We start from the raw sequence: 25,828 nt of genomic DNA, 5'->3' as shown, positions 1-25,828 counted from the left end.
GTTCACGCCATCGTCGTTATCTCGCGTGGGAAATCAGCGTCGATACCAGCGGAAAGCGTTCGGCCGCCTTGTCCTTGGCCGCGTCGGACGGATAGCGGCGCAGCGGCAGCAGACGCGGATTCAGATGCTGCGGCACATGCCCGTTGCCCGTTGCCGCGGACGGCGCATTCGCCGCGGCGAGCGCCGGCGTCGGCGTGAGTTCCGGCATCGCGCGCGTGATGGGACCCACGCCGACCTTCGGCGTGTGCACGCCCGCACTCACTTTCTGACTGGCCATATGGCCCGCGTGCGCGCCTGCCCCCGCTTCATGCGTACGGCATTCGCGGTCGATCCATTGACGCGCCCAGTCGAGTGCGAAACGGTGTGCCGCATCGGCGTCCGAGAAACGCGGACCGATCAGGCCCGAGCGCTCGACACGCTTGCCGTCCTTCATGATTTCCGCCCACGCGCGGAACTTGTCGTTGGGCACCCGCTCCGCCGCGACGTAGATCACGTAGCCTTGCCGGTCGGCAACCTGCAGGCCGCGCGGCGCCGTGAGACTCATCCACAGCGGTGTGTGCTCGCTGCTCGCGAGCGCATTTCCGGCCGATGTGTCGTCCGCATACGCCCGCTCATCGTCCACCTCGCCCGGCACGATCGCGGTATCGGCCGCGAAGGCCTGAATGTTCGCTTGCATGTTCGCTCGCAAATTGGCGTTCGCCTCGAAACGCTGCGCGACGCCGAAGACAGCGGCGGCATCCGGCGCACGGGCGGCATCTGCGCGGGACGCGTCGACGAAGCCCGTTTCCACAGCAGCGGAACCGGCGAGCTGGCGCGTGATATCGGCCATCGGCGCGAGCGCACGCCAGCCGCTCGTCACACCCGGCTCGTGAACGGACGATTGCCACGTTTCCGGGCTCTTCCAGAACACGCCGCGCGCGAGTTCATCGCGCGGCTTCGGTGCTTCGACCACGGGCGCCCGCTTGGGCGCGGCGGGCGGCGTCGGCTCCGGGATATAGGCGAACGTGCGCCCATTCTGCGTCAACAGCCGGATCACTTCGGCCAGCGTGCCGTTGGCTTGCCACTCCTCGAAGCGGCGCCGGCAGGTAGGGCCTGACGGATAGCGACCGGGAAGCTTCGACCACGGCTCGCCAGTAGTCAGGATCCACAGAACGGCATTGGCCACGATACGGGGTTCGGCGCGGGGCCGTCCGCGTCGGTTCAGGCGGACGGCTGGCTCGTCAGAAACGAGCGCCGATACTTGCGCCCATTCGTCATTGCTTAGCTCATCGAAAAACATGTTGTTCTCCACGCAGCCTGGCCTGGCTGCGGCTTTGGCTCGCACGAACTTCATTTTGGCGGTTCGTGTCGGGTCCGCGGTTGCACAATATGCTTGTACGTTCTTGCGCCGGGATCGCGAAAGCGCACTTCGTTAGTGCGGTATTTCACCGGGACGACGCACAAAACGTGGTCTCACTCGTGCATGGGAGAATTTGTGCACGAAGCATACCATCGCCAGGGTTTGTCTGAATATGACTGAGACAAGTGTTACGGAATGAAACAAACTTGTCCTCCTCGCTGCATCGTTTAGTTCCTGGCTGTCACAGAAATGACGTCGGTCGCAGCGCGTGAGCCGCTGTACCAGCCGCGCGAAGCAGCGTGTCCATGTTCGCTGCGCCGTGATGACAGCGATGTGTTCGCGTGGATTGCGCACAACACGATTGACCCGGTTACATTCGATTCGATGCTTGCGGCATGAAGTGCCGGAGCGCAGCGGCGTTTCTATTTGTGACGCATGCGTGCCGCTGCGAGCGGGCGTGACGGCGCAAAACGGCGGGTAAGCGGTTTAACGAGGGTTTAACGTGGGTTTAACGAGCCGGCGTCGCGGCACGCTCGCCGACGACGGTAGTCCACGGACGCACGCGCCATTGCGTGACGAGTCCGTTCAATACATACGGGTCGGCTTTCGCAAACGACTCCGCTACAGCCGGCGAATCGCCTTCGAACAGCAACACGGCCGTATCGACGGGATCGGCAAGCGCGCCCGCCAGATGCAGTTCACCGCGATCGGCGGCGGCCCACGCATGCTGCAGATGAGCGGCGCGAAATTCCGGGCGGCGCTCAAGATAATCCGGCGACACATCGTAGATCAGCAGATAGTGCATTCGAGACTCCTGAATCGTGAGGACTGGGCGGCACAAGCGAATGAGACCGGCGAATGAGCCAGGCGAATGGCACAAGCATAGCGGTTCGCGCGTTCGGGGTAAGCGATCTTAGGGAAACACCTGTGCGGCCCGAGCGTCGCATGCGTCAACCTTTTGCCCTGCCCGTTCGTTTTCACAGCCACCATGTATCGCAATGGTGACGGCCGATCACAGCGCAGGCGATCCGCTCCGCTCGATGCCCGTCTCACGACAATCAACAACATTCACAAACCGTGATGGAGTGTCCCATGAAGATCCAAGCCGCACTGGCCGCTCTCGCCCTGACGGGTCTGCTCGCGTCGCCCGTTTTCGCCGCGAACAGCCAGCAATCGAAGATGACCGAATGCAACAAGCAGGCAGGCGACAAGAAAGGCGACGACCGCAAGGCGTTCATGAAGAACTGCCTGTCGGCTTCGTCAGCGATGGCTGCGTCCGCACCGATGTCGCAGCAGGACAAAATGAAGATGTGCAACACGCAGGCCGGCGACAAGAAAGGCGACGACCGCAAGGCATTCATGAAGACGTGCCTGAGCAACAAGGGCTGAGGACATTCACGTCCGCACGGCGTCGCGTCGGGTGCGCGGCACCGTCGACAGCGAGACAGGCAAGCGGCGTCCGTCACGGGCGCCGCTTTTTTTCGAGCTTCACGGACGGCGACGCGACCACGGTACGACGCATCGCCTTCGATGCGCCATTGCGCAGAAAAGCCGTGCTTCCGCTTGGGCATGCGCCGCCCTTCCCGCGCCATTTTCTTCTATGATGGCGGCACAGACGGCCTATACCCCACACAGAACAAGTCCCACGGGCCGCCAGCTTGTCGTTGATGCCGCAAGCGCATCGCACGGAGGCAAGAATGGTTGGGAGACACAAGAATCGCTGGTTGCGTCGTTGGCTGGTGGTGATCGTCTTTTGGGCAGTGCCCGTGGCGATCGTCGCCGTGCGGGAAATTCAGGAGGAGATGGCCTATAACCGGGTCGACCTGAACACCGCGCTCACGACCTGGCAGCTCACCGACGCGCAACGCGCTGCAGGCGCCGCTGCGCGCTGCCACGGCACCCCCGACGATGCGCGCGCAGCCGGCTGCCCCGCCGACGTGCTGGCCGCCAATGCCCCGCGCCAGCAGGACGCGCTCAACGAATACGCGGTCCGCAAGAGCACGCTGGCGAGCTATCTGTGGCATGCGTTCGTGGGCTATTGGGTCGTGCCCGCCGCGACGATCTTCGCGATCGGTTTCATCATTGGCGTGGTGCGGCGCGCGTTGCGGCGGCCGCCCGTCCACAAGAGTCCGGCCAATCACTAGCCAGGCCAATGTCCGTTGGAAAAAACGCTGGCATAGCAACGCCGCTGCGGCTTTCCCGCAACACTTTCTGTTCACTTACAGCTGGTTTCGCGGCGACGCAAAATCGGTAAATTCGACCTCGATGTACCGCGAGCCGAGCGCACGGGCGACCCGCGTGCAGACGACCCTGCCGATCTCGACAATGGCGGTCCGCCCAGGTTCCGGGCAGCCTTCCCGTCTGTCCGGCCATCCGGCCAGAATTACCCAACGAATTGCTGACGGACGCCGGAGTGCTTGTGGCACAAGGGTTTGCGCGGTGTCCCCAGAACCATTGCAGTGCGGGTTCGTGTGATATAACTCAAGAAGCAACCCGCGTGAACTGAGGCTGCACCCCCGGAACCACGATGGAGAAAAACGATGCAAAGACGAAACTTCATGCTGAAGAGTACCGCCGCGCTCGCTTTCGGAACCCTTGCACTGGCGGGCTGCACCACCACCAAAAGCAGCGGTGAGTCTGCCGCTACGGACATGTCGAAGCGGCAGTCGATCGATGCCAGCGTCGACGGCACGATGTCCCGTCTCTACACGACCGTCAAAGGTTCGCGCGAACTGGTCGCGAAGTCGCGCGGCATACTCGTTTTCCCGTCCGTGCTGCAAGTCGGCTTCGTCGTCGGCGGCCAGTACGGCGAGGGCGCACTGCGCGTGGGCGGCGCTTCCGTCGGCTACTACAGCACGATCTCGGGCTCGTTCGGCCTGCAGGCGGGCGCGCAGTCGAAGGCCATCATCTTCTGCTTCATGACGCAGGACGCGCTCGACAAATTCCGCAATTCGGACGGCTGGTCGGTCGGCGCCGACGCATCCGTCGCGCTGGTCAAGCTGGGCGCGAACGGTGTGGTCGATACCACGACGGCGACCGCGCCCGTCCAGGCCTTCATCCTGACGAACGCTGGCCTGATGGCCGATGTGTCGCTGGCGGGCACGAAGGTGTCGAAGCTGAAGGTCTGACGGCAACGCGGCCCACGTGCATCGTCAGTGGGCCGCCTCGGCGCTGTGCTACGGGAGGCGGACGCGAGTCCGCCACGCAGTTCCGGCAGGTCGCCGACGAAGCGGGCGCCACGCCGTTTCGCGGCGACGAATAGGGCATCGATGTGGTCGGCATAGATGACGAAGGGCGACGCAATCATCGGATCGCGTCGCCCTCTTTTATGCGCGCATGAAAACGCGAACGATGCCGCCTGAAGAATCAGGTAGTCGACGACGCGTCGATGACCTTGAAGCGCGAGCGCTTCTGCGCGCGGATCACCGACTGATACGCTTCCACGTACTGCCGCGCCATCCGATGCGACGTGAAACGCTCTTCGAAGCGCTTGCGCACGCTCGCGCGCGGCATTTTGTGCAACCGGTTGACGGCGGCGACGGCGCCGATCTCATCCTCGACGATGAAGCCCGAGATGCCGTCATCTACCACTTCGGGCACCGCACCGCGATTGAACGCGATGACGGGGGTGCCGCACGCCATCGCTTCGATCATCACGAGCCCGAACGGCTCGGGCCAATCAATGGGAAACAGCAGCGCGTGCGCGCCCGACAGGAACTCCGCTTTCTGATGATCGGCGATCTCGCCGATGAACTCGACATAGGGCAGATCGAGCAGCGGCTTGATATCGCGTTCGAAGTATTCGGCGTCGGCGGCATCGACCTTTGCGGCGATGCGGATGGGCAAGCCGCAGCGGCCCGCGATGCGGATCGCCGTATCGACCCGCTTTTCCGGCGAGATGCGTCCGAGAAACGCCAGGTACTGCTGCTCGACGGGCTGCGGCGTATACAGCATTTCGGGCAGGCCATGATAGACGGTGCTCAGCCAGCGCGCCTGCGGCAGCGGGTGACGTTGCGAGTTCGAGATCGAGACGACGGGCGCGGTGTTGAACGTATCGAACACCGGCTGCTGTTCGGGCAGATCGAGACGGCCGTGCAGGGTCGTGACGAACGGCGTGTCCTGGCGCTTGAATACCGAAAACGAGTAGTAGTCCATGTGAAAATGGAGCACATCGAAATCGTGGGCCTGACGGCGCACCAGCTCCATCAGCAGCATGTGCGGCGCGATACGGTCGCGGATGCCGGGATCTAGCCGCAGCGCGCGGGGCCATACAGGTTCGAGCTTCGCGCGCGTGACCGAGTCGCCGCTCGCGAATAGTGTCACTTCGTGACCCAGGTCGACGAGCGCCTCGGTGATGTACGACACGACCCGCTCCGTCCCACCGTACAGCTTGGGCGGCACGGATTCGGTCAGGGGGGCGATCTGCGCAATTCTCATCTGTGTCTCCAGGCGCCGCGTCAGCGCGGCTGCAGCGAGCAGTGGCGAACGAGTATGACAGCAGGCAGGCACCCGATCAAATGCAGCGCGGCGGATTCATGCGCTTTCACGCGATGTATCGGGTTTATCCGCATCCCGCATCCCGCATCGCGGGGGCGCGCCCGGCATGGGGCGTCTCTTGTCCTGAGGTGCGATTATTGCCCGGCATCTGCGGGAAAGCCGTAGGTATTTCAATTGAATTACGCTGTTACAGTCGGGAAACATTCGTTTCTGGACGCGCGCGAAGCCGAGCCGCAGATTGACAGGCTCCGTGCGGCGCGTGCCCCTGCCCACAGCGTCGATTGGAGGCCGCCTTCGCGCGCAAGCGTTGGGATCACCCCGCCGCGCGACGTGACCGCAGGCAGGCGCAACGCGCGATACACGCACGATTTGCCGCTTCCATTCGCGCCCGTGATCACGTTCTGGCGCGCGAGCGGCACCAGCAGATCGCGCACGAATGTCGATGCTGTATAACGCCCATCACTTTGTCCTTTTTGCTGAGTCTGTCGAGGTTCCGGAAGCGTCGCTCGGCGACCCGGCAAGCGGCACGCTGCGCAGATCGCGCAGGAACGAGTCGCGCCACACACCGAGATCGTTCTTGCGCAGCGCCTGCATGTCGATATCGTGACGCCGCTTGCGTTCGTCGAGCGGCATCGCGAGCGCACGCTGCAACGCTTCGCACATGCCGATCGAATCGTGAGGATTCACGATCAATGCCCCTTCCAGTTCGGCGGCCGCGCCCGCGAACATCGACAGTACGAGCACACCTGGATCGTCCGGGTTCTGGGCGGCGACATATTCCTTCGCGACGAGATTCATCCCGTCGTGCAAGGGCGTGACGAATCCGACCTGCGACTCGCGGAACAGCGACATCAGCTTCCAGCGGTCGTATTGCTGATTCAAATAACGAATGGGCGTGTAGTCCAGGCCTGAGTATTTTCCGTTGATACGCCCGGCTTCGTATTCGAGTTGCTGACGGATGTCCTGGTACGTCGTGACGTCGGAGCGCGTGGGCGGCGCAATCTGCACAAGTGTGACATTGCCGCGCCATTCGGGCGAGCGCTCCAGCAGCGCCTCGAATGCGCGGAAGCGCTCGACCAGCCCCTTCGAATAGTCGAGACGGTCGACGCTCATGATCAGCTTGCGCCCTTCCAGGCTCTGCTTGAGGTCGAGCACGTGCTGACGGCTCTCATAGCGCTTTGCCTGCTCGGCAATCTCGTCGGGGAACACGCCGATCCGGTAGACGCCCGTGCGCATCTGCCGACCGAACGCTTGCGCGTGTCCGTCAGCCGAGACGGTGCCGCGTGCGTGCCGGCGCAGATAGTCATGAAACGCGAGCTCGTCGTTTTCGGTCTGAAAACCGAGCAGGTCGTAGCAACATAACGACTTCACCAGTTCTTCATGCGGCGGAATGTTCAACAGGATCTGCGGCGCCGGAAACGGAATGTGCAGGAAAAAACCGATGCGATTCCTGACGCCCTCGGATCGCAGCGCTTCCGCGAAGGGGATGAGGTGATAGTCGTGGACCCAGATAATGTCGTCAGGCTCCAGCAGCTTGATGAGCTTGTGCGAGAGCCACGCATTGACCCGCCGGTAGCCTGCGTATTCCTCGCGTTCGTAGCGAGCGAGATCGTTGCGATAGTGGAAGACGGGCCACAGCGTCGCGTTCGAAAAGCCCCGGTAGTACTGGTCGTAGTCCTTGCGCGTGAGGCCTGTGGTGGCAAACGTGACGCTGCCGTCCGTTTCGAGCGTGGGCCCGGCGTTCGCCACCGTCTCGCTGACGACGTCGCCGCTCCACCCGAACCACACCCCGCCCGCATCCTTCAGCGCGCCGAACACGCCGACGGCCAGCCCGCCCGCCGAGCCTCTCGTTTCAGTCGGCGTTGCCACGCGATTCGACACGACGATCAGTCGGCCCATGTTGCTGTCCCTCCGCTCTGGTTGGCGCGGCCAGTCCACGGCGGCTGGCGCGCATTATTCAGTGCTGGTTCGACTGCGGTTGCACCCGATCAGTTGCACATTTGTGCATATCCGGACGGCATAGGCAAAACGACGGCTTCCAAAGCGGGCTGAAAGCACAAAACGCGCGCCGTGCTGAACACACGGCGCGCGTCGACATGAACAGCGACCAGGCCAAACGGCAAGCACGGCGCGATGGCGCCGTGCGCCGCTCAACTGCCCGTCTTGCAGGGGAACACCTTGCCGAGTCCCAGCGACACGGCGGTGCTGGCGTTATAGCCTGCCACGTTCGGATTGTCCGCGATGTACTTGCGCACCGCGTCCGTCAGTTGCTGCGAGCGCGCCTCGGGCGGCAGGCAGAAATACTGGCCGACCCGCGGGCCCGTCGTCCCGCCGATTGCGTCGATCGTGTTGAAGATGCCGTCCGCAGCGCCTTCGATATAGGCTGCGCACGCGCTACGCGAAGCAACGTCCGTCTTCGTGCACAGCTTGTTGAGGTCGCCCCCCGTGAACGCGGCTGCCGTCAACGGCACGGCGAGCGCGCCGGCGCAAATCAAAACCCGCAGCATGTTTTTTCCTTCCTGGTGTGAGCCCGGAACGGTGAATGGCGCGGGCGATCTTTGCCGCCCGGATTGTCCACTCGTCCCCGCTTCGATTCGGGCGCGTGGTGACCCGCGCCCAGACTGCTATTTTGCACTGTTTTGCGGCGTTGCTGGCGTGCTGGCCGGCGTCTGTTGCTGCATCTGCTGGAGCCGCGCCGTCAGCCCTTCGACGACGTCCGGCTCCTTGTACTGTTTCGCGAAATCGAGCGCAGTGAGGCCGAGCTGGTTCTTCACGTTCAGGTCTGCGCCGCTGTCGAGCAACAGCTTGACGGTCGACACATGGCCGCCGCGTGCCGCCATCATCAACGGGGTCGTGCCGTTCGGCGAACCGGTGTCGATGTACGCGTCGTGATCGAGCAGCAGCTTGACGATATCGTCGTGACCATTCGCGGCCGCGTAGTGCAGCGGCGCCCAGCCCTTCTTGTTGACCTCGGCGTCCTTGGCGATCAGCAGCTTCACGATGTTGAAGTCGCCGACCAGCGCGGCCATCATCATCGCGTTTTCGCCTGCCTTGTCGAGAATGTCGACGTCCGTTTTCGGATTGTCGACCAGCGCGGCCACCACCTTGTCGGACTTTTCACGCGCGGCGATCACGAGCAGCGGCATCCCCTGGTTGTCGGCCATGTTCGGGTCCATGCCGTTCGCCAGTTGCTTCTTCACTTCTTTCACGTCGTCGAACTTGACGGCCTTGATCATCGTGTCGGCGGGCGCGGCCTGCGCGGGCAGCGCGCCGAGCGTCGCGAACGCCACGCCTGCCGCCAGCGTCAGCATGCCCAGGCCGCGGCGCAGGCCGGGCGCGCGGATGAAGCCCGGACAAAACATTGCGCCGTGTTGGCCCTCGATCGTGTATTTTTTCATATCTTGCTTTAGGAAACTTCCCTATCGTGTTGATGCTACTGGATTTATCGCTCAGGCGCCCCTCGGCGCCGGAATCTTGAACAGCCGGAAGAAGTTGTCCGTCGTGGCTGCGGCGAGTGCTTCGTCCGGCATCTCGCGCTGCTGCGCGATGAAGCGTCCGACATAACTCACGTACGCAGGTTCATTCGGCTTGCCGCGAAACGGCACGGGCGCGAGGTACGGCGAATCGGTTTCGATCAGCAGCCGTTCGAGCGGCACGCGGCGCGCGACGTCCTGCACCTCCGTTGCGCTCTTGAACGTGACGATGCCCGACAACGAAATGTAGAAATTCTGCGCGAGCGCCTGCTCGGCGACGTCCCACGGTTCCGTGAAGCAATGCATCACACCGCCCGACTCGCTCGCGCGCTCCTCGGCCATGATCCGCAAGGTATCTGCCGACGACGCGCGCGTATGGACGATCAACGGCTTGCCCGTCTGGTGGGCGGCGCGGATATGCACGCGAAAGCGTTCGCGCTGCCACTCCATATCTTCGATCGAGCGGCCTTCCAGGCGGTAGTAGTCGAGGCCGGTTTCGCCGATGGCGACCACCTTCGGATGCTGCGCCAGTTCGACGAGCTCGGCGACCGTCGGCTCGCGCGCGTCTTCGTGATCGGGATGCACGCCGACGGACGCATACACGTTGTCGTACGTGCGCGCGATCTCCAGCACGGACGGCAGCGTTTCGAAATCGACGGACACGCACAGCGCGTGCGTCACCGAGTGCGAGCGCATGTTGTCGAGCACTTGCGGCAGACGGTCGCCGAGTCCTTCGAAATTGATATGGCAGTGGGAATCGACAAACATGGTGAAGTCCTGCTTAAAAAACCAATAGCGGTGACGACGGGGCTGACCGCGCGCTACGCGAACAGGTCGCGGTAGCCGAGAAACAGTTCCTCGAACACCAACCGTGCGTTGAGCGGATGGTTTTCGACCGCGCGCTGCCGCGTGACCGTTCGCATGTAGCGCGCGAAGGCGGTCGCATCGGCCTGCGAGGCACAACGCGCGAGCGCCGCCGACGCCGCCGGGAAATAGCGCGGCGTGCCCGCCGCGCCGACCGTCGACTGGGCCAGCAGGTCGTACGTCCACCGCTGCAGCCAGCCGAGCACGATCGGCACAGGCAGCTTCTGCAGCGTCTCTCCGCACGCGAAGGCGTCGCAATTCGGGCCGGCGGCCAGTTGTTTGAGCGTCCAGTCGCGCAACGGGCGGTTTTCGTCGCTCGCGAGCGCCAGTGCGGCCAGCGGCGCGCCGCCCGTTTCCGCGAGCAGGCCCGGCGGGTCGTCGACACCCTGTTGCGCGAGCCATGCGGTGGCGGATTCCGGCGACGGCGTTGTCATCGGCCATTGGCGGCAGCGGCTGATGATGGTCGGCAGCAGACGGTCGATGCGCGCCGACACCATCAGAAACACCACGCCCGCAGGCGGCTCTTCGAGCGTTTTCAGCAGCGCGTTGGCCGCCGCGACGTTCAGCGCCTCTGCCGGGTACAGCACGACGACGCGCACGCCGCCGCGATGCGAGCCCACGCCGCAGAAGTCCAGCAGCGCCCGCACCTGCTCGATCTTGATTTCCTTGCTTGGCGTGCGCGTTTTTTTACCGCTGTCGTCGGCGTCGCCCTTCTCGGCCTTTTCATCGGCGGCCGCACTGGAGAAGCCCGCTTCGGCCGCAAGCGCTTCCGGCACCACAATCCGGTAATCGGGATGATTGCCCTGCACGAACCAGTTGCACGCCGCGCACGTGCCGCACGGCTCGCCGTTCGGCAGCGCCGATTCGCACAGCAGGCCTTGCGCGAGATGCTGGGCAAAACGCAGCTTGCCGATGCCGGCCTGCCCGTGGAGCAGCAACGCATGCGGCCAGTGAGCGCGCAGTTGCTGAAGGCGGCTCCAGTCGTCGGTTTGCCACGGATAAATCATCGTTGGTTCTTCAATTCAATGGTTCGAAGACGATTTCCTGTGTATCGGCCGGCGAGCATGCACTCTGTGATAGGCCGGCTTGTAATACAGGAAAATCAAAGGGATGCGATCAGATCTTCAAGTTGCTTCTGAATGTCTGCGATGCTGCGCGTCGAGTCGATGATAGCGAATCGATACGGCGCTTCTTCGGCTCGACGCAGATATTCGGCGCGCGTGCGCGCGAAGAATGCGTCCGACTCGCTCTCGAAGCGGTCCGGGGCGCGGGCGGCGCTGCGACGTTCGCTTGCGGTGTCAGGCGGCACGTCGAACAGCACGGTCAGATCCGGCTGGAAGCCGCCCTGCACCCAGCGCTCGAGCGCCTCCAGTTTGTCGCGCGGCAGCCCGCGCCCGCCGCCCTGGTAGGCGAACGTCGCGTCGGTGAAACGGTCGGACAGCACCCAGTCGCCACGCGCGAGCGCCGGCTCGATCACCTGCGCCAGATGCTCGCGGCGTGCGGCGAACATCAGCAGCGCCTCGGTTTCGAGATCCATTGCCTCGTGCAGCAGGATGTCGCGCAGCGATTCGCCGAGCTTCGTGCCGCCGGGCTCGCGCGTCATGACCACGGAGCGGCCCGCCGGCGCGACCTTCTGCTCCAGACGGTCGCGAAACCAGCCGAGATGCGTGGTCTTGCCCGCACCGTCGATGCCCTCGAACGTGATGAATTTTCCCCGCGCCATCATTGCCCTCGAATGTACTTGTCGACGGCCTTGTTGTGATCGCCGAGCGTGTCAGAAAAGATGCTGCTGCCGTCGCCGCGCGACACGAAATACAGCGCGCTGGTCGGCGCCGGATTGAGCGCGGCCTGCAGCGATGCGACGCCGGGCAGCGCAATCGGCGAAGGCGGCAGGCCCATTCGCATATAGGTATTGTAGGGAGTGTCCGTCTGCAGGTCCTTCTTGCGCAGATGCCCCGTGTAGCTGTCGCCCATTCCGTAGATGACGGTCGGGTCCGTCTGCAGCGGCATGCCCGCGCGCAGACGGTTGGCGAACACGCCCGCGACCATCGCGCGGTCGGACGCCTTGCCCGTTTCCTTTTCGACGATCGACGCCATCGTCAGCGCGTCGTACGGCGTCTTGTACGGCAGACCGGGCGCACGCGCCGCCCACGCTTCGTCGATGCGCAGCTTCATCAGCCGGTACGCGCGGCGATAGACGTCGAGGTCGCTCGTGTCCTTGTCGAACAGATAGGTGTCGGGGAAGAACAGCCCCTCGCCCGTGCCCGTCGGCGTTTCGGGGGCGCCGATCGCCTTCAGGAGATCCGCGTCCGCCATGCCCGCCGTGTCGTGCTTCAAAGCCGGGTTGGCATCCAGTTCGGCGCGCATATGCTTGAACGTCCAGCCCTCGATGATGGTGGCCACGTATTCGTTCACGTCGCCGCGCGCGATCTTTTGCAGCACGTCGTACGGCGTGATGCCTTGCTTGAACTCGTAGTTGCCCGATTTGAGCGCCGTCTGGAGGCCGAGCACGCGCGTCATGAGCACGAACAGTTCGGGCTCGACGGGTACGCCGCCGCGATTGAGCTGCGTCGTGACGCTGCGCAGACTGCTATGCGGCTTGATCGTGACGTCGAGTTGCGGTGTGGCGAGTTGGACGGGTGTCGTAGCCCAGCGGTATGCGCCGTATGCCGCGGCACCGATCAGCATCGCGAGCAGGACGCAGGCGATGAGACATTTCTTCAGGAGGGACATGGAAACGTGGTTCGAGTGAAGCCAATATAATACTTGCTTGCCTCCGCCAAAGTCAGAATTGACTGTTCCCCGAATCCATGAACGCACCGCTTGCTTCTGCTCCCGGCACCGCTGTCCCCGCTCCCGCATTGCTTCCCGCGTTCCCGCGCCCCACGCGTGACGAGTTCGACGCCGTGCGGGCGGCGGGCGCGTTCATGCCGCTGCCGCAGTTCGGCGTGATCGACGCGACGGGCGACGACGCCGCGTCGTTCCTGCACTCGCAACTCACCAACGACACACAGCACCTGGACGCGGCGACGGCGCGCCTTGCCGGCTACTGCTCGCCGAAGGGCCGCCTGCTGGCGTCGTTCCTGGTGTGGTGCAGCGGCGAGTCGATCCGGATGCTGGTGTCGAAGGACGTGCAGCCCGCCGTGCAAAAACGCCTGTCGATGTTCGTGCTGCGCGCGAAGGCGAAGCTCAGCGACGCATCGGGCGACACCCTCGCGATTGGACTCGCCGGCGACGTGCGCAAGGCGCTCTCGGGTATCTTCGATGCGATTCCCGACGGCGTGCACGTGAAGGTCGACGGGCCGGCGGGATCGCTGGTGCGCGTGCCGGACGCCGCGGGACGTCTGCGCTATGTCTGGGTCGGCCCGAAGGCCGAAGTCGAAGCGTGTCTTCCCGCGCTCGAAACGAAGCTGCGCCGCGTGTCGCCTGGCGTGTGGGACTGGCTCGACATCCGCGCAGGCGAACCGCGCATCACGCAGCGCGTGGTCGAGCAGTTCGTGCCGCAGATGATCAATTTCGACGTGCTCGGCGGCGTCAATTTCCGCAAGGGCTGCTATCCGGGCCAGGAAGTGGTCGCACGCAGCCAGTACCGCGGCACGATCAAGCGCCGCATGTCGCTGGCGAATGTTGCCGGCGAGACGGAAAGCGTCGTGCCGGGCGCCGAGCTATTCCATTCGGACGATCCGGGCCAGCCGTGCGGGATGCTCGTCAATACGGCGGCCGCGCCTGACGGCGGCGTCGATGCGCTCGTCGAGATCAAGCTGGCCGCGCTCGAAAACGGCACCGTTCATCTGGGCGCCGCCGATGGCCCCGCGCTGACCTTCCTCCCCTTGCCGTACGCATTGCCGACAGAAGTCTGAGCCTCCCTTCGTTCACGTCGCCTTCGACGTCGCGCCTCCGACGCAGGCGCGACGCGTGGTTCCCGTATCCAGGCTGTCCCGCTAAAGAGACTTTCGCTGATGTGTCTGATCGTGTTCGACTGGCGTCCTGACGCGTCCGATAGTCCGCTGTTCACGCTCACCGCGAATCGCGACGAATTCCTGAAGCGCACAGCCCAGCCGATGCATTGGTGGGACGACGCTCCCGGCCTGCTGGCGGGCCGCGACCTGGTCGGCGGCGGGACCTGGCTGGGCATGACACGCGACGGCCGGTTCGCTGCCCTCACTAACTATCGCGCGCCGAGCGAAATGCGCGCCGATGCGCCGACGCGTGGCACGCTGGTCAGCAACTGGCTGTCCGGCGAGCGCGGCATCGAAAGCGGCGCGCCGCTCGATTATCTGCTGCGCGTCGCGCAAGACGGTGACATGTACAACGGCTTCAATCTGCTGGTCGGCGACTGGACGCGGCGCGAACTGGCCTGGTATTGCAACCGCTCGCCTGCCGCGCCGGCGCTGCTCGCGCCGGGCACGCACGGCATCTCCAATGCAGTACTCGATACGCCTTGGCCGAAGCTGGTGCGCAAGCGCGCCGAACTCGCACGGACGCTCGCCGACGACAGCCGTCCGCCGCTCACGACGCTGATCGGCCTGATGCGCGATCCGCGTGTTGCACGCGACGACGAACTGCCCGCCACGGGAATATCGCTCGAACGCGAACGCGCGCTGTCGGCCGCCTTCATCGATACGCCCGAATACGGCACACGCGGCACGACGGCAATGCAGGTCGTCGCGCAACACAAACGCCTGAGCGTGTCGGCACTCGAGCGCAGCGACGACAACGGCTCGCATCGCGTCAAACGCCCCGGCGATTACGAGCGCAGCTTCACCTTCGACATCGCCTGACCGCGAGCCGGCTCATTCGCGGCTCACTCGATACCGAACGCCTCACGCAACGCCGCTGCCGCATCGGCATGCGCGCGCGCCACGTCGGGCACGTAGCCGCCCATTTTGAAGAACTCGTGGATCATGCCCGCGTAGCAGGTGAACGCGACGGCGTTGCCCGCTTCGCGCAGCTTGAGCGCGTACGCTTCGCCCTCATCGCTCAGCGGGTCGTATTCGGCCGTCGCGATCCATGCCGGCGCGACGCCGCGAAAATCCGGTGCGCCGCGCGTGCCGTCGAGCGGCGCGAAGCGCCAGTCGTGGCGGTCGTCGGCGTCGCGCACGTATTGCTCGAAGAACCATTGAATCGTGTCGCCGGACAGCAGATAGCCGTCTGACAGCCGTTCGTGCGAGTCGGTCTGCTGATGGCCCGTCGTGCCCGGATAGATCAGCAGTTGGAGCGCGAGCGGGATGCCCGCGTCGCGGGCGAGCACGGCGCACACCGTGGCGAGCGTGCCGCCCGCGCTGTCGCCGCCGACGGCGATCCGCGCCGCGTCGATGCCGTACGGCGCGGCGTTTTCGTGCAGCCACTTCAGAGCGTCGAACGCGTCGTCGACGGCGGTGGGAAACGGGTGTTCCGGTGCGAGGCGGTAGTCGACGGACATCACGACGCACTGCGCGTCACGCGCGAACATCCGGCAGATGGCGTCGTGCGTGTTCACGCTGCCGACCGTGAATCCGCCGCCGTGATAGTAGACAAGCGCGGGCGCCAGATTCGCCCATTGCGGCTCGGCAGGATGATAGAGACGCACGCGGACGGCCGCGCCGTCGGACATCGGCACCGCCACGTCCTCGATGGAGTACATCGGCGCCGCGGGCACTTCGAGAATCGGCGCGCTCTTCTCGTACGACGCGCGCGCGGCTTGCGGCGTCAGATCGTGATACGCGGGACGCTTCGCACGCGCAATCATCTCGAGCACCTGCTCGATCTTCGGGTTCAACGGCATGATCGGACGATGGCGCGCCAGCGCCGGACATTGAATGAGCGCGACATGATGCCACGAACATAGCCCGGCGCGCTCGCGATAACCGTTAGCGGGCTTCCTTGACTTCGGGCTTCAGCGACAACGGATCGGTCGGATTGCGCTGCAGTTCGATGTCCTCGTGACGAAGCCGCACCGTCGCGAGAATGGCGGGATGCGTGAGGATGTAGAAGCGGCGTTCCGCGATCGCTTCGAAGGTGAGCGTCGCGACGTCGGTCGCGCCCAACTTGCCGGACCGCACTGCACGCTGCAGTTGCCTGTCGGCGGCGAGCTGCGAGCGCGTGGGTTGCGCTTCGTTGCGCAACGCCTCGGGGCGCACGCGTTCGGCGTCGGCGATACCTGTGGGCACGAACGCGGGACACAGCAGCGAACAGCCCACCTCGCCGCCCGCATTGCGCAGGTCGTGATACAGCGTCTCGGTCAGCGAAACCACCGCATGCTTCGACGCGTTGTAGATGCCCATCGACGGCGGCGACAGCAGGCCCGCCACCGACGCCGTATTGACGATATGCGCCGCTTCGTTCTGCCCGAGCATGATGGGCGCGAAGACGCGCACGCCGTGCGCGACGCCCATCACGTTGACGCCGAACACCCACGCCCAGTCGTTCGCCGAGCTTTCCCATAGAAAGCCGCCGGCGCCGACGCCCGCGTTGTTGAACAGCAGATGCACCTTGCCGAACGCTTCGAGCGCCGCATCGGCGAGCGCCTGAACCTGCGCGCCATTCGACACGTCCGTGCGCACGCCGATCACCTCGGCGCCCGCTGCGCGCAACGTATCGACAGTTCGTGCGAGCGCGCCTTCGTCGACATCCGCCAGCACGAGCTTCATGCCGAGCGACGCGCCCTTCTCCGCAAACGCACGGCCAAAGCCGCTTCCCGCGCCTGTTATCACCGCGACCTTGCCGTCGAATTCGAACATGCCGTTTCCTTCGTTGGATTGCTTGGGCTGGCCCGCCATGCGCCGGTTCAGATCAGCTTGACCAGCTGCTTGCCGAAATTGCGCCCCTTGAGCATGCCGAGGAACGCTTCAGGTGCATGCTCCAGACCTTGGGCAATGGTCTCGCGATAGTGCAGTTTCTTTTGCGCGACGAGCGTACCGAGTTCCTTCAGCGCGCGAGGCCAGACGTCCATATGTTCGGTGACGATGAAACCCTGCACGAGCAGACGCTGGGTGAGCAGCAACGCGGGGTGCCTGAGCGGTATGGGCGCGCCGTCGTATCCGGCGATGAAGCCGCACAGCGCAATGCGGCCATGGGCATTCATCCGCGCCAGCGTGGCATCGAGCCCCTCGCCGCCGACGTTCTCGAAGCAGCCGTCGACACCGTCCGGCGTTGCCGCCTTCAGATCCTGATAGAGATTGCCCGCCTTGTAGTCGACACAGGCATCGAAGCCCAGCGTCTCGACGACATAGCGGCATTTCTCGGAGCCGCCCGCGATGCCGACAGCCCGTGCGCCCGCCTGCTTCGCCAGTTGCCCGACCACGCTGCCGACAGCGCCGCTCGCTGCGCTGACGACGACCGTTTCACCCGCCTTCGGAGCGATGATGTTGTTCAGACCGTACCAGGCCGTGACGCCAGGCATGCCGACGGGGCCGAGATAGGCGGACAGCGGCACATGTGTGTCGTCGACTTTTTGCAGGCCCTTGCCGTCTGACGTGCCGAACTCCTGCCAGCCCGACATGCCGACCACTTTGTCGCCGGGCTTGAACGCCGCGTTCTTCGACTCGACCACCTCGCCCGCCGTGCCGCCAATCATCACTTCATTCAACGGTTGCGGCGCCGCGTACGACCTGGCATCGCTCATGCGGCCGCGCATGTATGGATCCAGCGACAAGTAATGATTGCGCACCCGCACTTCGCCCTCGGCGAGCGGCGCGAGCGGCGTTTCGACGAGCTTGAAGTTGTCGGCGGATGCTGCGCCCTGCGGACGCGATGCAAGCAGAATCTGGCGATTGAGTTGGCTCATGACGGTGTGTCTCCGGAAGATGCGAACCAGCGCGAATGCGGTGGCTGGAACTGCGAGCGCTCAAGCGTCGCTCGGTCCCGGCTTCGCCGATGGATCGCTGTGCAGACGCTGCTGCCGAACCTCGCGGCCGACGGCAAGACGCCGCATGTACTTGAAGGTGCCGAGCGCCTTTGCAACGAAGTGGCCCGCGCTGTCGCGAATCTCGCCTTCGCAATAGGCCATGGTTGTCGAGCGATGCAGTACGCGGGCTGTCGCGCGCAATTCGCCCGTGCCCGGCTGCATGAAGTTCACTTTCATTTCGACAGTGACGACGCCGACGCCGTCTGCGGCGAGACTGCGCGCCGCCATCGCGAGCGCGGCGTCGGCGAGCGTCATCGTGATGCCGCCGTGCGAGACGGCCCACGTGTTCAGATGCTCGGGGCGCAGCGCCAGCACGACTTCGCTCGCGCCATCCACGGCCGACAGCAACTGCACGCCGAGATGGTCGATGAACGGACTTTCTATCTTCAGCTTGTTGCCAGCGGTATCGGTCATATGCAGGTAGGCTCGTGGAGGTCGATCATGCATCGCGATCCGTACGGAACGCATGCAGAGTACACGTGAAACGCGCATCGCCAGATGATACGCGCACTGCGCAAACAGATGGCCGGGCTGCACGGCATAGCACGAACACGTGCTCCGACTATCTGGCGGGAAAACACGCGCGCCGTCGCCTATACTTTTGACGCAGTACGTTGCAGGCATCAGCCCGACCGTGCGCGGCACACGTCTTCACGCGCAACGCGAAAGCGGGCGTCATCCAATCTGCGGCCATTCCCCCATCGAGCGCTTCGCCTCCCTCTGCGCGGCCGCCTTGTCTCCCTTCCCTTTGCCTCTTTTTGCACGCACGGAACACGGCCCGCGCCGTGGATGCGCCCGTTTCCCGAGCCGGAGTCGGCCCTCCACGCGCGGCACATCTGGACTTCACTTCTGGAGGACAACATGGCTACCTACATCATGCTGGTCAACTGGACCGATCAGGGCGTACGCACCGCCAAGGACACCGTCAACCGGGCCCGCGCGTTTCGCGAAACCAGCAAGGCGATGGGCGTGACGGTCAGTTCCTTGAACTGGACGCTCGGCGCGTATGACCTCGTGATCTCGATCGACTCGCCCGACGACGAGACCACGACGCGCCTCGGCCTCGCGGTCGCGGCGCTGGGCAATGTGCGGACCTCGACGATGCGCGCGTTCGGCGAAGATGAGATGGCGCGGATCGTCGGTGGATTGAAGTAGCTGCCGGTGTAGCGCACGCGGCCTGCAATGGTTGCTCGCACGACGCGCTCAGGCCCGCGCGCGCGGCAGATGCCATCCATGCGTCGCCGCGACGACGCGCAGCGCGAAGCATGCGGCGCCGCCCGCCAGTCCCGCGATTGCGGGAGAGAGGTGGAAGCGGCGTCCCGCCAGCACCACGACGGCGCCCGCGAACGCAGCCGTCGCGTAGATATCGGTGACGAGCACGGACGGAATGCGCGTGAGCAGCACGTCCTTGATGACGCCGCCGCCGACGCCCGTCACCGTGCCCATCAACGCCGCGACGAACGGCCGGATACGAAAGAGCATCGCTTTTTCGACGCCCGAGACCGCGAACAGCGACAGGCCCGCGGCGTCCAGCACCATCAGCCAGAACGCGGGAAAGCCTTGCGCCTCGCGATGGAACAGGAAAGTCAGCAGCCCGGCAACGAACGTCAACGCGGGATAGCGCCAGTCGCGGATCGCGTTGGGCGGGGTTGCGCCGATCAGCAGGTCCCGCGTCACGCCGCCCCCGAGCGCCGCGACAAACGCGATCACCATCACGCCGAGCAGGTCCAGGCCGCTGTGCATCGCGGCCACGGCGCCCTCGATTGCGAAGATGAACGTGCCGGCGAGATCGGCAGCGAGGACGACAGTTTCGATTCTGGGTTTCATGCGGAGCGTTGCGCGCGTTCAAGGGCGCCGCGATTGTCTCATTCATCGCCGGGTAGATCGAGAAGGCGTCGCGCGCTGCGTCCGCTTCTTCGCGCCGCGCCGCTAGAATTCATACGATACGCCCGACTCGGGCTTTTTCCCCGAAGGGACACGACCATGACCGCCAGTTGCGCTTCGCGTTTCGTCCGCCTGATTTTGCTCATCGTTGCGCTAGCGTCGCTCGGCGGCTGCGCGGGGATGTTCGGTCACGATCCGCTGCGGGTGAGCGTCGCGGGAATCGAGCCCCTCGCCGGTCAAGGCCTGGAAATGCGCTTCAACCTGAAGCTGCGCGTGCAGAATCCGAACGAATCGCCCGTCGATTTCAGCGGCGTGTCCGTCGAGCTCGATCTGAACGGCAAGCAGTTCGCGACGGGCGTCAGCGACCAGACCGGCACCGTGCCGCGCTTCGGCGAGACGGTGATCGGCGTGCCGCTCACGGTGCCCGCCTTCGCTGCCGTGCGCCAGGCCTTCGCATTCGCCGACAGCGCGCAGTCGGGCCAGTTGCCCTATGTGCTGCGCGGCCGGCTCGCGGGGGGCATCACGGGCGGCACGCGTTTCATCGATCAGGGCACGCTGTCGCTGCCGGCGGGCGAGGTCGGCGGTCTGTAGCGACAGCCGGCCCATCGCCGGTTATGTGACGCGGCAAACGCCACCCGTCAATGATTTGCGTTGCCTGGTCCCGGCGGCTCGGGCGGCCTCGGCGCGCTATTGCCGCCATGCGCTGGTGGCGGGCCCGCCGGACGGGCGGGCGGCGGCGCCGCAGGCGGCCCGGGTGGCCGACCGCCTTGAGCGGGGGCGTGGCCCGGCGCAGGTGCACCCATTTGCCCCGGCGGCGGACCGGGTGGGCGCGCGCCCTGGCCCGGCTGCGGCTCGCCGCGCTGACCGGGCGGCGGCTGCGGCGGCCCCGGTCGATGCCCGTGTTCGGCGCCGGGCGGCTGCGGTGCGGGCTCAGGCCGCGGCGATGCGGGCGGCGGCCGGTTGGCGCCCTGTGGCGGCGGAGGATGCCCCGGCGGCAGTGGCCGGTTCGGCGGCGGCGCATGATGCTCCCAACGCGAGCGGTCCGGATACCATGGACGCTCGCGATAGTAATGTCCCCAGTACGTGCCGAGCGAGAACGTGATCAGCGGCAAGCCGAGCGCCGTGCCGTAGGTCATGACGGGCACATTGCTGCCTTGATACGGATACGCCAGATCGCCGCCGTACACCCAGCCGCGCGCTTGCGGAATGGCCACGTCGCACCACGTATAACCGCTCACGCAGCCGTAGACGGTCACCGGCTGCCCGGCCGGAAGCTGCGCGACGATCGGGTAGTCCTGCGCTGGGCCTGCGTACAGATAGACAGGCGTGCTGGTATAAGCCTCCGTTTGCGCCGACGCCGCACCCGATGCCATCGTCAGTGCCCCCGCAACCGCCGCGCATGCAACCCGCATTCGCATCGTGATCTCCTGTTCGCTTCGTGGCCCCGTAGCCGACGCAAGCACCTCAACGCTAACACCTGCCAGCGAATCCTGTGCCCGGCGGCCCGCCTGCGCCGGGAACGGCGCATGCAGCCGCAATCGACAGTCGACGCATCGGAAGCACACCATGAGCAGCCATCTGAAAACCGGCGACCGGGTCAGCTGGAACACGCCACAAGGAATGACGACGGGCCGCATCGTCCGCGCGATCACGACGCACACGGAGCTAGACGGCCACACGGTCGCCGCCTCGAAGGACGATGTGCATGACGAAGTGGAAAGCGAAAAAAGCGGCAAGCGTGCGGTTCATCGAGCGGAAGCTTTGCACAAACTGCCCGCTCGTTGACGCCCGAACAAGCACGCGCAAGAAAAAGCCCGCGCACTTTCGTACGCGGGCTTTCCTCGACGTGCGAATCGCAGGCGTATCAGACGACCTCGAACAGCCCCGCCGCGCCCTGCCCGCCGCCGATGCACATCGTCACCACGACGAATTTCGCGCCGCGCCGCTTGCCTTCGATCAGCGCATGCCCCGTCAGACGCGCACCCGATACGCCATACGGGTGCCCGACGGCAATCGCGCCGCCATTCACGTTCAGCCGTTCGTTCGGAATGCCGAGCTTGTCGCGGCAATACAGCACCTGCACGGCGAATGCCTCGTTCAGTTCCCACAGACCGATATCGTCGACCTTGAGGCCCGCCTGCTTCAGCAGCTTAGGCACGGCAAACACCGGGCCGATGCCCATTTCGTCCGGTTCGCATCCGGCGACGGCAAAGCCGCGGAAAATGCCCATCGGCTGCAGGCCTTCGCGCTCGGCGACCTTTGCGTTCATCACCACGCACGCCGATGCGCCATCCGAAAACTGGCTCGCATTGCCCGCGGTGATCACGCCGCCAGGGACCGCGGTACGGATCTTCGACACGCCTTCAAGCGTCGTATCCGCGCGGATGCCTTCGTCGGCGGCGATGGTCACCTCCTTCGTGAACATGCGCCCGGTTTCCTTGTCGGCGACGCCGGCAAGCACCGTCAGCGGCACGATTTCGTCGTTGAAGCGCCCGGCTTGCTGCGCGGCGGCCGCGCGCTGCTGCGACTGCACGCCGTACTCGTCCTGACGATCCCTCGAGATGCCGTAGCGCTTCGCGACGTTTTCGGCCGTCTCCAGCATCGACCAGTAGATTTCCGGCTTGTGCTCCATCAGCCAGCCCTCGCGCAGCATGTGCTGATTCATTTCGTTCTGCACGCACGAGATCGACTCGACGCCGCCCGCGACGTACACGTCACCTTCGCCGACCATCACGCGTTGCGCAGCGAGTGCGATGGTCTGCAGGCCTGACGAGCAGAAGCGGTTCACAGTCATACCCGGCACCGTGACGGGCAAGCCGCCGCGCAGCGCGATCTGCCGCGCGATATTCGAGCCCGTCGCGCCTTCGGGATTCGCGCAACCCATGATCACGTCCTCGACGCGGGCCGGGTCGATCTTCGCGCGTTCGACGGCGGCTTGCGTCACATGTCCGCCGAGCGTCGCGCCATGCGTCATGTTGAACGCGCCGCGCCACGATTTGGCCAGGCCCGTGCGGGCAGTCGATACGATTACGGCGTCAGTCATGCATCTCTCCAATGTCGATGGAAGCGGTGGCTTGAGCGCTGGCTCCCGTCCGACGTAACGATTAACTCTTTAAATTGAATGTGTGCGGTTCGCGCTGCTCAGGCAGGAACATCCGCCGCCTGTACGCGTTCGACGCCTGCCGCGCGCATCGCGTGCCACGCGTTGTCGAGCGAACCGTTCAGATCGATGGCGCGGGTCGCGTCCTCGATGACGGCCACCGCGAAGCCCGCTGCGCGCGCATCGAGCGCCGACCACGCAACGCAATAGTCGGTGGCGAGCCCGCAGCACCACACGCGCGTCACGCCCGTATCGCGCAGATATCCCGCGAGACCCGTCGGCGTCGTGCGATCGGCTTCGAGAAACGCCGAATAGCTGTCGACGCGTGCATGATGCCCCTTGCGGATCACGGCGCGCGCATGCGGAATGTCGAGGTCCGCGTGCAGCGCGGCGCCCGGCGTGTTCTGCACGCAGTGCGCCGGCCACAGCACCTGCTCGCCATAGGGCAGCGTCATCGTCTCGAACGGCTGGCGTCCCGCGTGATTCGAAGCGAACGAGACATGCGACGGCGGATGCCAGTCCTGCGTCAGCACCACATGACTGAAACGGCGTGCAAGCCGGTTGACGAGCGGCACGATTTCGTCGCCGCGCGCGACGGCGAGCGCACCGCCCGGCATGAAGTCGTTCTGCACGTCGACGACGAGCAGAACTTCATTGGCATCTTTCATCGCAAATCCTGTCCGGCTCGATCAGCTGTTGAATCCGCGCCCTTGCGCCGCGCGCTCGACGATGCCGGCCGCGATCTGCCACGCGTCCCCGTTCGGCTGCGCCGCGTAACGGCGGATCGCGCGCTCGACGTTGTAAAGGCCGACACTATCCGCGTACAGCATCGGGCCGCCGCGCCACAGCGGGAAGCCGTAGCCCGTCAGATAGACCATGTCGATGTCCGACGCCTTCGACGCAATACCCTCTTCGAGAATCTTCGCGCCTTCGTTGACGAGCGCGAACACGAGGCGCTCGACGATTTCGTCGTCGGAAATCTTGCGCCGTTCGATGCCCAGTTCCTTCGAATGGGCGACGATCATCTCGTCGATCGGCTTCGACGGATACGCGTTGCGGTCGCCCGCCTTGTAGTCGTACCAGCCGCCACCCGTTTTCTGCCCGAAGCGGCCCGCCTCGCACAGACGGTCCGCGATCTTCGAGTAACGCATATGCGGCTCTTCCTGATAGCGCCGCTTACGGATCGCCCAGCCGATATCGTTGCCAGCGAGATCGCTCATGCGGAACGGTCCCATCGCGAAGCCGAACTTCTCGATCGCCTTGTCGACCTGCGCAGGCAGCGCGCCTTCTTCAAGCATGAAGAGCGCCTGGCGGACGTACTGCTCGACCATCCGGTTGCCGATAAAGCCGTCGCACACGCCCGACACCACCGCCGTCTTGCGGATTTTCTTCGCGACTTGCATCACGGTGGCCAGCACGTCCTTCGCCGTGTCCTTGCCGCGCACGACTTCGAGCAGCTTCATCACGTTGGCGGGACTGAAAAAGTGCATGCCGACGACGTCTTGCGGCCGCTTTGTGAAGGCGGCGATCTTGTTCAGATCGAGCGTCGATGTGTTCGAGGCGAGAATCGCGCCCGGCTTCGCGACCTCGTCGAGCCGCGTGAACACCTGCTCTTTCACGCCGAGTTCTTCGTACACGGCTTCGATGATCAGGTCGGCGTCGCCCAGCGCTTCATACGTCAGCGTCGGCGTGATGAGGGACATGCGCTGTTCGAGCGCTTCCATCGTCAGCTTGCCTTTCTTGACGGTGGCCTCGTAGTTCTTTCGGATCGTTGCCAGCCCGCGTTCGAGCGCGTCCTGTTTCATTTCGAGCAATGTGACGGGCAAGCCCGCGTTGACGAAGTTCATCGCGATGCCGCCGCCCATCGTGCCCGCGCCGATCACGCCCACTTTGTCGATGTTGCGTGCAGGCGTATCCGACGGCACGTCGGGAATCTTGCTCGCCGCACGCTCGCCGAAAAACGCGTGACGCAGCGCCTTGCTCTCCGGCGTTTGCACGAGCGCAAGGAAGCATTCGCGCTCCACCTTCACGCCGTGATCGAAGCCCTTGAGCACGCCTGCTTCGATCGCGTCGATGCACTTGTGCGGCGCCGGGTATTGCTTCGCGACCCCCGCGACGCTATTGCGCGCGAACTGGATGAAGCCGGCGGCGTTCGGATGCCCGATGTTGCGGTCCCGAATCTTCGGATGGGGGCCGCTTTGTGCGCCGACCTTGCGCGCGAACGCGAGCGCGTCTTCCAGCAGATTGCCTTCGACCATCTGGTCGAACATCGGCGTGCCCGCGAGTTTCTCCGACATCACGGGCGTACCCGACACGATCATGTTGAGCGCCGCTTCGAGTCCCAGTGCGCGCGGCAGGCGTTGCGTGCCGCCTGCGCCGGGCAAAATGCCGAGCTTCACTTCAGGCAGCGCGATCTGTGCGCCGGGCGCTGCGACGCGATAGTGCGCGCCGAGCGCCAGTTCCAGTCCGCCGCCCATCGCGACGCTGTGGATGGCCGCGACGACGGGCTTAGCGCTGCCTTCGACGGCCTTGATGACCGTTGCCAGCGTCGGCTCCTGGAACGCCTTGGGCGTGTTGAATTCGGTGATGTCGGCGCCGCCAGAGAAAGCCTTGCCAGCCCCCGTCAGCACGATCGCCTTGACGGCAGGATCGTGCTGCGCGCGATCGATGCCCTCGACGATGCCCATGCGCGTCGACAGGCCGAGTCCGTTGACGGGGGGATTGTTCAGCGTGATGACGGCAATGCCGTCGTGTGTGGTGTAGTCCACTGCCATCTGCCTGCCTCC

At 65.0% G+C, this 25,828-nt stretch carries 27 protein-coding genes and 1 pseudogene; 8 read left to right on the top strand and 20 right to left on the bottom strand.

Annotated features, from left to right (window positions below):
- Window positions 1–16: 16 nt before the first annotated feature.
- The gene (locus BPHY_RS44175) at window positions 17–1,279 is read right to left on the bottom strand and encodes a DUF6566 family protein (RefSeq protein ID WP_041763751.1); all 1,263 of its coding nucleotides are present in this window, start codon (window positions 1,277–1,279) and stop codon (window positions 17–19) included.
- Window positions 1,280–1,847: 568 nt separating this feature from the next.
- Window positions 1,848–2,144 (bottom strand): YciI-like protein, encoded by a 297-nt coding sequence (locus BPHY_RS05350; RefSeq protein ID WP_012400457.1) that lies wholly within the window; start codon window positions 2,142–2,144, stop codon window positions 1,848–1,850.
- Between the two features lie 287 nt (window positions 2,145–2,431).
- Here BPHY_RS05350 and BPHY_RS05345 point away from each other — a divergent pair, with 287 nt between their 5' ends.
- From BPHY_RS05345 to BPHY_RS05335, 3 genes are all read left to right on the top strand, one after another.
- Window positions 2,432–2,728, top strand: a complete 297-nt coding sequence (locus BPHY_RS05345) for a PsiF family protein (RefSeq protein WP_012400456.1) — start codon at window positions 2,432–2,434, stop codon at window positions 2,726–2,728.
- A gap of 308 nt (window positions 2,729–3,036) precedes the next feature.
- On the top strand, window positions 3,037–3,483 hold the full coding sequence (locus tag BPHY_RS05340) for a membrane protein (protein WP_012400455.1): 447 nt from the start codon (window positions 3,037–3,039) through the stop codon (window positions 3,481–3,483).
- A 396-nt stretch (window positions 3,484–3,879) separates the two neighbouring features.
- Window positions 3,880–4,467: a BPSL1445 family SYLF domain-containing lipoprotein gene (locus tag BPHY_RS05335; protein ID WP_012400454.1), complete on the top strand. Its 588-nt coding sequence runs from the start codon at window positions 3,880–3,882 to the stop codon at window positions 4,465–4,467.
- A gap of 238 nt (window positions 4,468–4,705) precedes the next feature.
- On the opposite strand, the gene BPHY_RS05330 is transcribed toward BPHY_RS05335, so the two are convergent.
- The 9 genes and pseudogenes from BPHY_RS05330 to mltG all read right to left on the bottom strand — a co-directional run bounded on the left by BPHY_RS05330 (window position 4,706) and on the right by mltG (window position 12,906).
- Window positions 4,706–5,776 (bottom strand): glycosyltransferase family 4 protein, encoded by a 1,071-nt coding sequence (locus BPHY_RS05330; RefSeq protein ID WP_012400453.1) that lies wholly within the window; start codon window positions 5,774–5,776, stop codon window positions 4,706–4,708.
- Between the two features lie 279 nt (window positions 5,777–6,055).
- Window positions 6,056–6,270: pseudogene (locus tag BPHY_RS44170) on the bottom strand (AAA family ATPase); the annotation flags it as partial.
- 25 nt (window positions 6,271–6,295) lie between these two features.
- Entirely contained in the window at window positions 6,296–7,735 is a 1,440-nt protein-coding gene (otsA, locus tag BPHY_RS05320; protein ID WP_012400451.1) for an alpha,alpha-trehalose-phosphate synthase (UDP-forming), read from the bottom strand.
- 251 nt (window positions 7,736–7,986) lie between these two features.
- On the bottom strand, window positions 7,987–8,343 hold the full coding sequence (locus BPHY_RS05315; RefSeq protein ID WP_012400450.1) for a Rap1a/Tai family immunity protein: 357 nt from the start codon (window positions 8,341–8,343) through the stop codon (window positions 7,987–7,989).
- Between the two features lie 117 nt (window positions 8,344–8,460).
- Window positions 8,461–9,198 (bottom strand): ankyrin repeat domain-containing protein, encoded by a 738-nt coding sequence (locus tag BPHY_RS05310; protein ID WP_407671197.1) that lies wholly within the window; start codon window positions 9,196–9,198, stop codon window positions 8,461–8,463.
- An 87-nt stretch (window positions 9,199–9,285) separates the two neighbouring features.
- Window positions 9,286–10,077 (bottom strand): TatD family hydrolase, encoded by a 792-nt coding sequence (locus BPHY_RS05305; protein ID WP_012400448.1) that lies wholly within the window; start codon window positions 10,075–10,077, stop codon window positions 9,286–9,288.
- Between the two features lie 53 nt (window positions 10,078–10,130).
- Entirely contained in the window at window positions 10,131–11,180 is a 1,050-nt protein-coding gene (locus tag BPHY_RS05300; RefSeq protein ID WP_012400447.1) for a DNA polymerase III subunit delta', read from the bottom strand.
- A 95-nt stretch (window positions 11,181–11,275) separates the two neighbouring features.
- Window positions 11,276–11,896, bottom strand: a complete 621-nt coding sequence (gene tmk / locus BPHY_RS05295; protein WP_012400446.1) for a dTMP kinase — start codon at window positions 11,894–11,896, stop codon at window positions 11,276–11,278.
- Complete coding sequence (mltG, locus tag BPHY_RS05290; RefSeq protein ID WP_012400445.1) at window positions 11,896–12,906, bottom strand: endolytic transglycosylase MltG; 1,011 nt, start codon at window positions 12,904–12,906, stop codon at window positions 11,896–11,898. The genes tmk and mltG overlap by 1 nt, the downstream gene beginning before the upstream one ends.
- 77 nt (window positions 12,907–12,983) lie before the next feature.
- Here mltG and ygfZ point away from each other — a divergent pair, with 77 nt between their 5' ends.
- Both ygfZ and BPHY_RS05280 read left to right on the top strand, forming a co-directional pair.
- Entirely contained in the window at window positions 12,984–14,033 is a 1,050-nt protein-coding gene (gene ygfZ, locus BPHY_RS05285; RefSeq protein ID WP_012400444.1) for a CAF17-like 4Fe-4S cluster assembly/insertion protein YgfZ, read from the top strand.
- A gap of 99 nt (window positions 14,034–14,132) precedes the next feature.
- Window positions 14,133–14,954 (top strand): NRDE family protein, encoded by an 822-nt coding sequence (locus BPHY_RS05280; RefSeq protein WP_012400443.1) that lies wholly within the window; start codon window positions 14,133–14,135, stop codon window positions 14,952–14,954.
- 23 nt (window positions 14,955–14,977) lie between these two features.
- Here BPHY_RS05280 and BPHY_RS05275 read toward each other — a convergent pair whose 3' ends face one another.
- The 4 genes from BPHY_RS05275 to BPHY_RS05260 all read right to left on the bottom strand — a co-directional run bounded on the left by BPHY_RS05275 (window position 14,978) and on the right by BPHY_RS05260 (window position 18,472).
- Window positions 14,978–15,937: an alpha/beta hydrolase gene (locus BPHY_RS05275; RefSeq protein WP_012400442.1), complete on the bottom strand. Its 960-nt coding sequence runs from the start codon at window positions 15,935–15,937 to the stop codon at window positions 14,978–14,980.
- An 85-nt stretch (window positions 15,938–16,022) separates the two neighbouring features.
- A complete protein-coding gene (locus BPHY_RS05270) occupies window positions 16,023–16,892 on the bottom strand; it encodes an SDR family oxidoreductase (protein WP_012400441.1) in 870 nt (289 codons plus the stop codon).
- A gap of 47 nt (window positions 16,893–16,939) precedes the next feature.
- The gene (locus BPHY_RS05265; protein WP_012400440.1) at window positions 16,940–17,938 is read right to left on the bottom strand and encodes an NADP-dependent oxidoreductase; all 999 of its coding nucleotides are present in this window, start codon (window positions 17,936–17,938) and stop codon (window positions 16,940–16,942) included.
- Between the two features lie 60 nt (window positions 17,939–17,998).
- Entirely contained in the window at window positions 17,999–18,472 is a 474-nt protein-coding gene (locus BPHY_RS05260) for a PaaI family thioesterase (RefSeq protein WP_012400439.1), read from the bottom strand.
- A gap of 447 nt (window positions 18,473–18,919) precedes the next feature.
- On the opposite strand from BPHY_RS05260, the gene BPHY_RS05255 reads away from it, so the two are divergent.
- Window positions 18,920–19,213 (top strand): GYD domain-containing protein, encoded by a 294-nt coding sequence (locus BPHY_RS05255; protein ID WP_012400438.1) that lies wholly within the window; start codon window positions 18,920–18,922, stop codon window positions 19,211–19,213.
- A gap of 48 nt (window positions 19,214–19,261) precedes the next feature.
- On the opposite strand, the gene BPHY_RS05250 is transcribed toward BPHY_RS05255, so the two are convergent.
- A complete protein-coding gene (locus BPHY_RS05250) occupies window positions 19,262–19,885 on the bottom strand; it encodes a trimeric intracellular cation channel family protein (RefSeq protein ID WP_012400437.1) in 624 nt (207 codons plus the stop codon).
- A gap of 156 nt (window positions 19,886–20,041) precedes the next feature.
- Between BPHY_RS05250 and BPHY_RS05245 the strand changes: the two genes are divergently transcribed.
- Entirely contained in the window at window positions 20,042–20,533 is a 492-nt protein-coding gene (locus BPHY_RS05245; RefSeq protein WP_012400436.1) for an LEA type 2 family protein, read from the top strand.
- Between the two features lie 47 nt (window positions 20,534–20,580).
- On the opposite strand, the gene BPHY_RS05240 is transcribed toward BPHY_RS05245, so the two are convergent.
- Window positions 20,581–21,360 (bottom strand): SH3 domain-containing protein, encoded by a 780-nt coding sequence (locus tag BPHY_RS05240; protein ID WP_012400435.1) that lies wholly within the window; start codon window positions 21,358–21,360, stop codon window positions 20,581–20,583.
- A 148-nt stretch (window positions 21,361–21,508) separates the two neighbouring features.
- Here BPHY_RS05240 and BPHY_RS05235 point away from each other — a divergent pair, with 148 nt between their 5' ends.
- Complete coding sequence (locus tag BPHY_RS05235) at window positions 21,509–21,727, top strand: hypervirulence associated TUDOR domain-containing protein (protein ID WP_012400434.1); 219 nt, start codon at window positions 21,509–21,511, stop codon at window positions 21,725–21,727.
- A 79-nt stretch (window positions 21,728–21,806) separates the two neighbouring features.
- Here BPHY_RS05235 and BPHY_RS05230 read toward each other — a convergent pair whose 3' ends face one another.
- From BPHY_RS05230 to BPHY_RS05220, 3 genes are all read right to left on the bottom strand, one after another.
- Complete coding sequence (locus tag BPHY_RS05230; RefSeq protein ID WP_012400433.1) at window positions 21,807–22,985, bottom strand: acetyl-CoA C-acyltransferase; 1,179 nt, start codon at window positions 22,983–22,985, stop codon at window positions 21,807–21,809.
- 98 nt (window positions 22,986–23,083) lie between these two features.
- The gene (pncA, locus tag BPHY_RS05225) at window positions 23,084–23,710 is read right to left on the bottom strand and encodes a bifunctional nicotinamidase/pyrazinamidase (protein ID WP_012400432.1); all 627 of its coding nucleotides are present in this window, start codon (window positions 23,708–23,710) and stop codon (window positions 23,084–23,086) included.
- A 21-nt stretch (window positions 23,711–23,731) separates the two neighbouring features.
- Complete coding sequence (locus BPHY_RS05220) at window positions 23,732–25,816, bottom strand: 3-hydroxyacyl-CoA dehydrogenase NAD-binding domain-containing protein (protein WP_012400431.1); 2,085 nt, start codon at window positions 25,814–25,816, stop codon at window positions 23,732–23,734.
- Window positions 25,817–25,828 lie beyond the last annotated feature (12 nt).

Source organism: Paraburkholderia phymatum STM815 (assembly GCF_000020045.1).
In the GTDB taxonomy this organism is placed as follows: domain Bacteria; phylum Pseudomonadota; class Gammaproteobacteria; order Burkholderiales; family Burkholderiaceae; genus Paraburkholderia; species Paraburkholderia phymatum.
The sequence above is the reverse complement of the archived record's forward strand: the minus strand, read 5'-3'. Positions and strand labels throughout refer to the sequence as shown.

Excerpts from the sequence above, each read along its gene's own strand:
- BPHY_RS44175 (WP_041763751.1), bottom strand. The coding sequence starts at position 1,279 with ATGTTTTTCGATGAGCTAAGCAATGACGAATGGGCGCAAGTATCGGCG.
- BPHY_RS05350 (WP_012400457.1), bottom strand. The coding sequence starts at position 2,144 with ATGCACTATCTGCTGATCTACGATGTGTCGCCGGATTATCTTGAGCGC.
- BPHY_RS05345 (WP_012400456.1), top strand. The coding sequence starts at position 2,432 with ATGAAGATCCAAGCCGCACTGGCCGCTCTCGCCCTGACGGGTCTGCTC.
- BPHY_RS05340 (WP_012400455.1), top strand. The coding sequence starts at position 3,037 with ATGGTTGGGAGACACAAGAATCGCTGGTTGCGTCGTTGGCTGGTGGTG.
- BPHY_RS05335 (WP_012400454.1), top strand. The coding sequence starts at position 3,880 with ATGCAAAGACGAAACTTCATGCTGAAGAGTACCGCCGCGCTCGCTTTC.
- BPHY_RS05330 (WP_012400453.1), bottom strand. The coding sequence starts at position 5,776 with ATGAGAATTGCGCAGATCGCCCCCCTGACCGAATCCGTGCCGCCCAAG.
- otsA (WP_012400451.1), bottom strand. The coding sequence starts at position 7,735 with ATGGGCCGACTGATCGTCGTGTCGAATCGCGTGGCAACGCCGACTGAA.
- BPHY_RS05315 (WP_012400450.1), bottom strand. The coding sequence starts at position 8,343 with ATGCTGCGGGTTTTGATTTGCGCCGGCGCGCTCGCCGTGCCGTTGACG.
- BPHY_RS05310 (WP_407671197.1), bottom strand. The coding sequence starts at position 9,198 with ATGTTTTGTCCGGGCTTCATCCGCGCGCCCGGCCTGCGCCGCGGCCTG.
- BPHY_RS05305 (WP_012400448.1), bottom strand. The coding sequence starts at position 10,077 with ATGTTTGTCGATTCCCACTGCCATATCAATTTCGAAGGACTCGGCGAC.
- BPHY_RS05300 (WP_012400447.1), bottom strand. The coding sequence starts at position 11,180 with ATGATTTATCCGTGGCAAACCGACGACTGGAGCCGCCTTCAGCAACTG.
- tmk (WP_012400446.1), bottom strand. The coding sequence starts at position 11,896 with ATGGCGCGGGGAAAATTCATCACGTTCGAGGGCATCGACGGTGCGGGC.
- mltG (WP_012400445.1), bottom strand. The coding sequence starts at position 12,906 with ATGTCCCTCCTGAAGAAATGTCTCATCGCCTGCGTCCTGCTCGCGATG.
- ygfZ (WP_012400444.1), top strand. The coding sequence starts at position 12,984 with ATGAACGCACCGCTTGCTTCTGCTCCCGGCACCGCTGTCCCCGCTCCC.
- BPHY_RS05280 (WP_012400443.1), top strand. The coding sequence starts at position 14,133 with ATGTGTCTGATCGTGTTCGACTGGCGTCCTGACGCGTCCGATAGTCCG.
- BPHY_RS05275 (WP_012400442.1), bottom strand. The coding sequence starts at position 15,937 with ATGCCGTTGAACCCGAAGATCGAGCAGGTGCTCGAGATGATTGCGCGT.
- BPHY_RS05270 (WP_012400441.1), bottom strand. The coding sequence starts at position 16,892 with ATGTTCGAATTCGACGGCAAGGTCGCGGTGATAACAGGCGCGGGAAGC.
- BPHY_RS05265 (WP_012400440.1), bottom strand. The coding sequence starts at position 17,938 with ATGAGCCAACTCAATCGCCAGATTCTGCTTGCATCGCGTCCGCAGGGC.
- BPHY_RS05260 (WP_012400439.1), bottom strand. The coding sequence starts at position 18,472 with ATGACCGATACCGCTGGCAACAAGCTGAAGATAGAAAGTCCGTTCATC.
- BPHY_RS05255 (WP_012400438.1), top strand. The coding sequence starts at position 18,920 with ATGGCTACCTACATCATGCTGGTCAACTGGACCGATCAGGGCGTACGC.
- BPHY_RS05250 (WP_012400437.1), bottom strand. The coding sequence starts at position 19,885 with ATGAAACCCAGAATCGAAACTGTCGTCCTCGCTGCCGATCTCGCCGGC.
- BPHY_RS05245 (WP_012400436.1), top strand. The coding sequence starts at position 20,042 with ATGACCGCCAGTTGCGCTTCGCGTTTCGTCCGCCTGATTTTGCTCATC.
- BPHY_RS05240 (WP_012400435.1), bottom strand. The coding sequence starts at position 21,360 with ATGCGAATGCGGGTTGCATGCGCGGCGGTTGCGGGGGCACTGACGATG.
- BPHY_RS05235 (WP_012400434.1), top strand. The coding sequence starts at position 21,509 with ATGAGCAGCCATCTGAAAACCGGCGACCGGGTCAGCTGGAACACGCCA.
- BPHY_RS05230 (WP_012400433.1), bottom strand. The coding sequence starts at position 22,985 with ATGACTGACGCCGTAATCGTATCGACTGCCCGCACGGGCCTGGCCAAA.
- pncA (WP_012400432.1), bottom strand. The coding sequence starts at position 23,710 with ATGAAAGATGCCAATGAAGTTCTGCTCGTCGTCGACGTGCAGAACGAC.
- BPHY_RS05220 (WP_012400431.1), bottom strand. The coding sequence starts at position 25,816 with ATGGCAGTGGACTACACCACACACGACGGCATTGCCGTCATCACGCTG.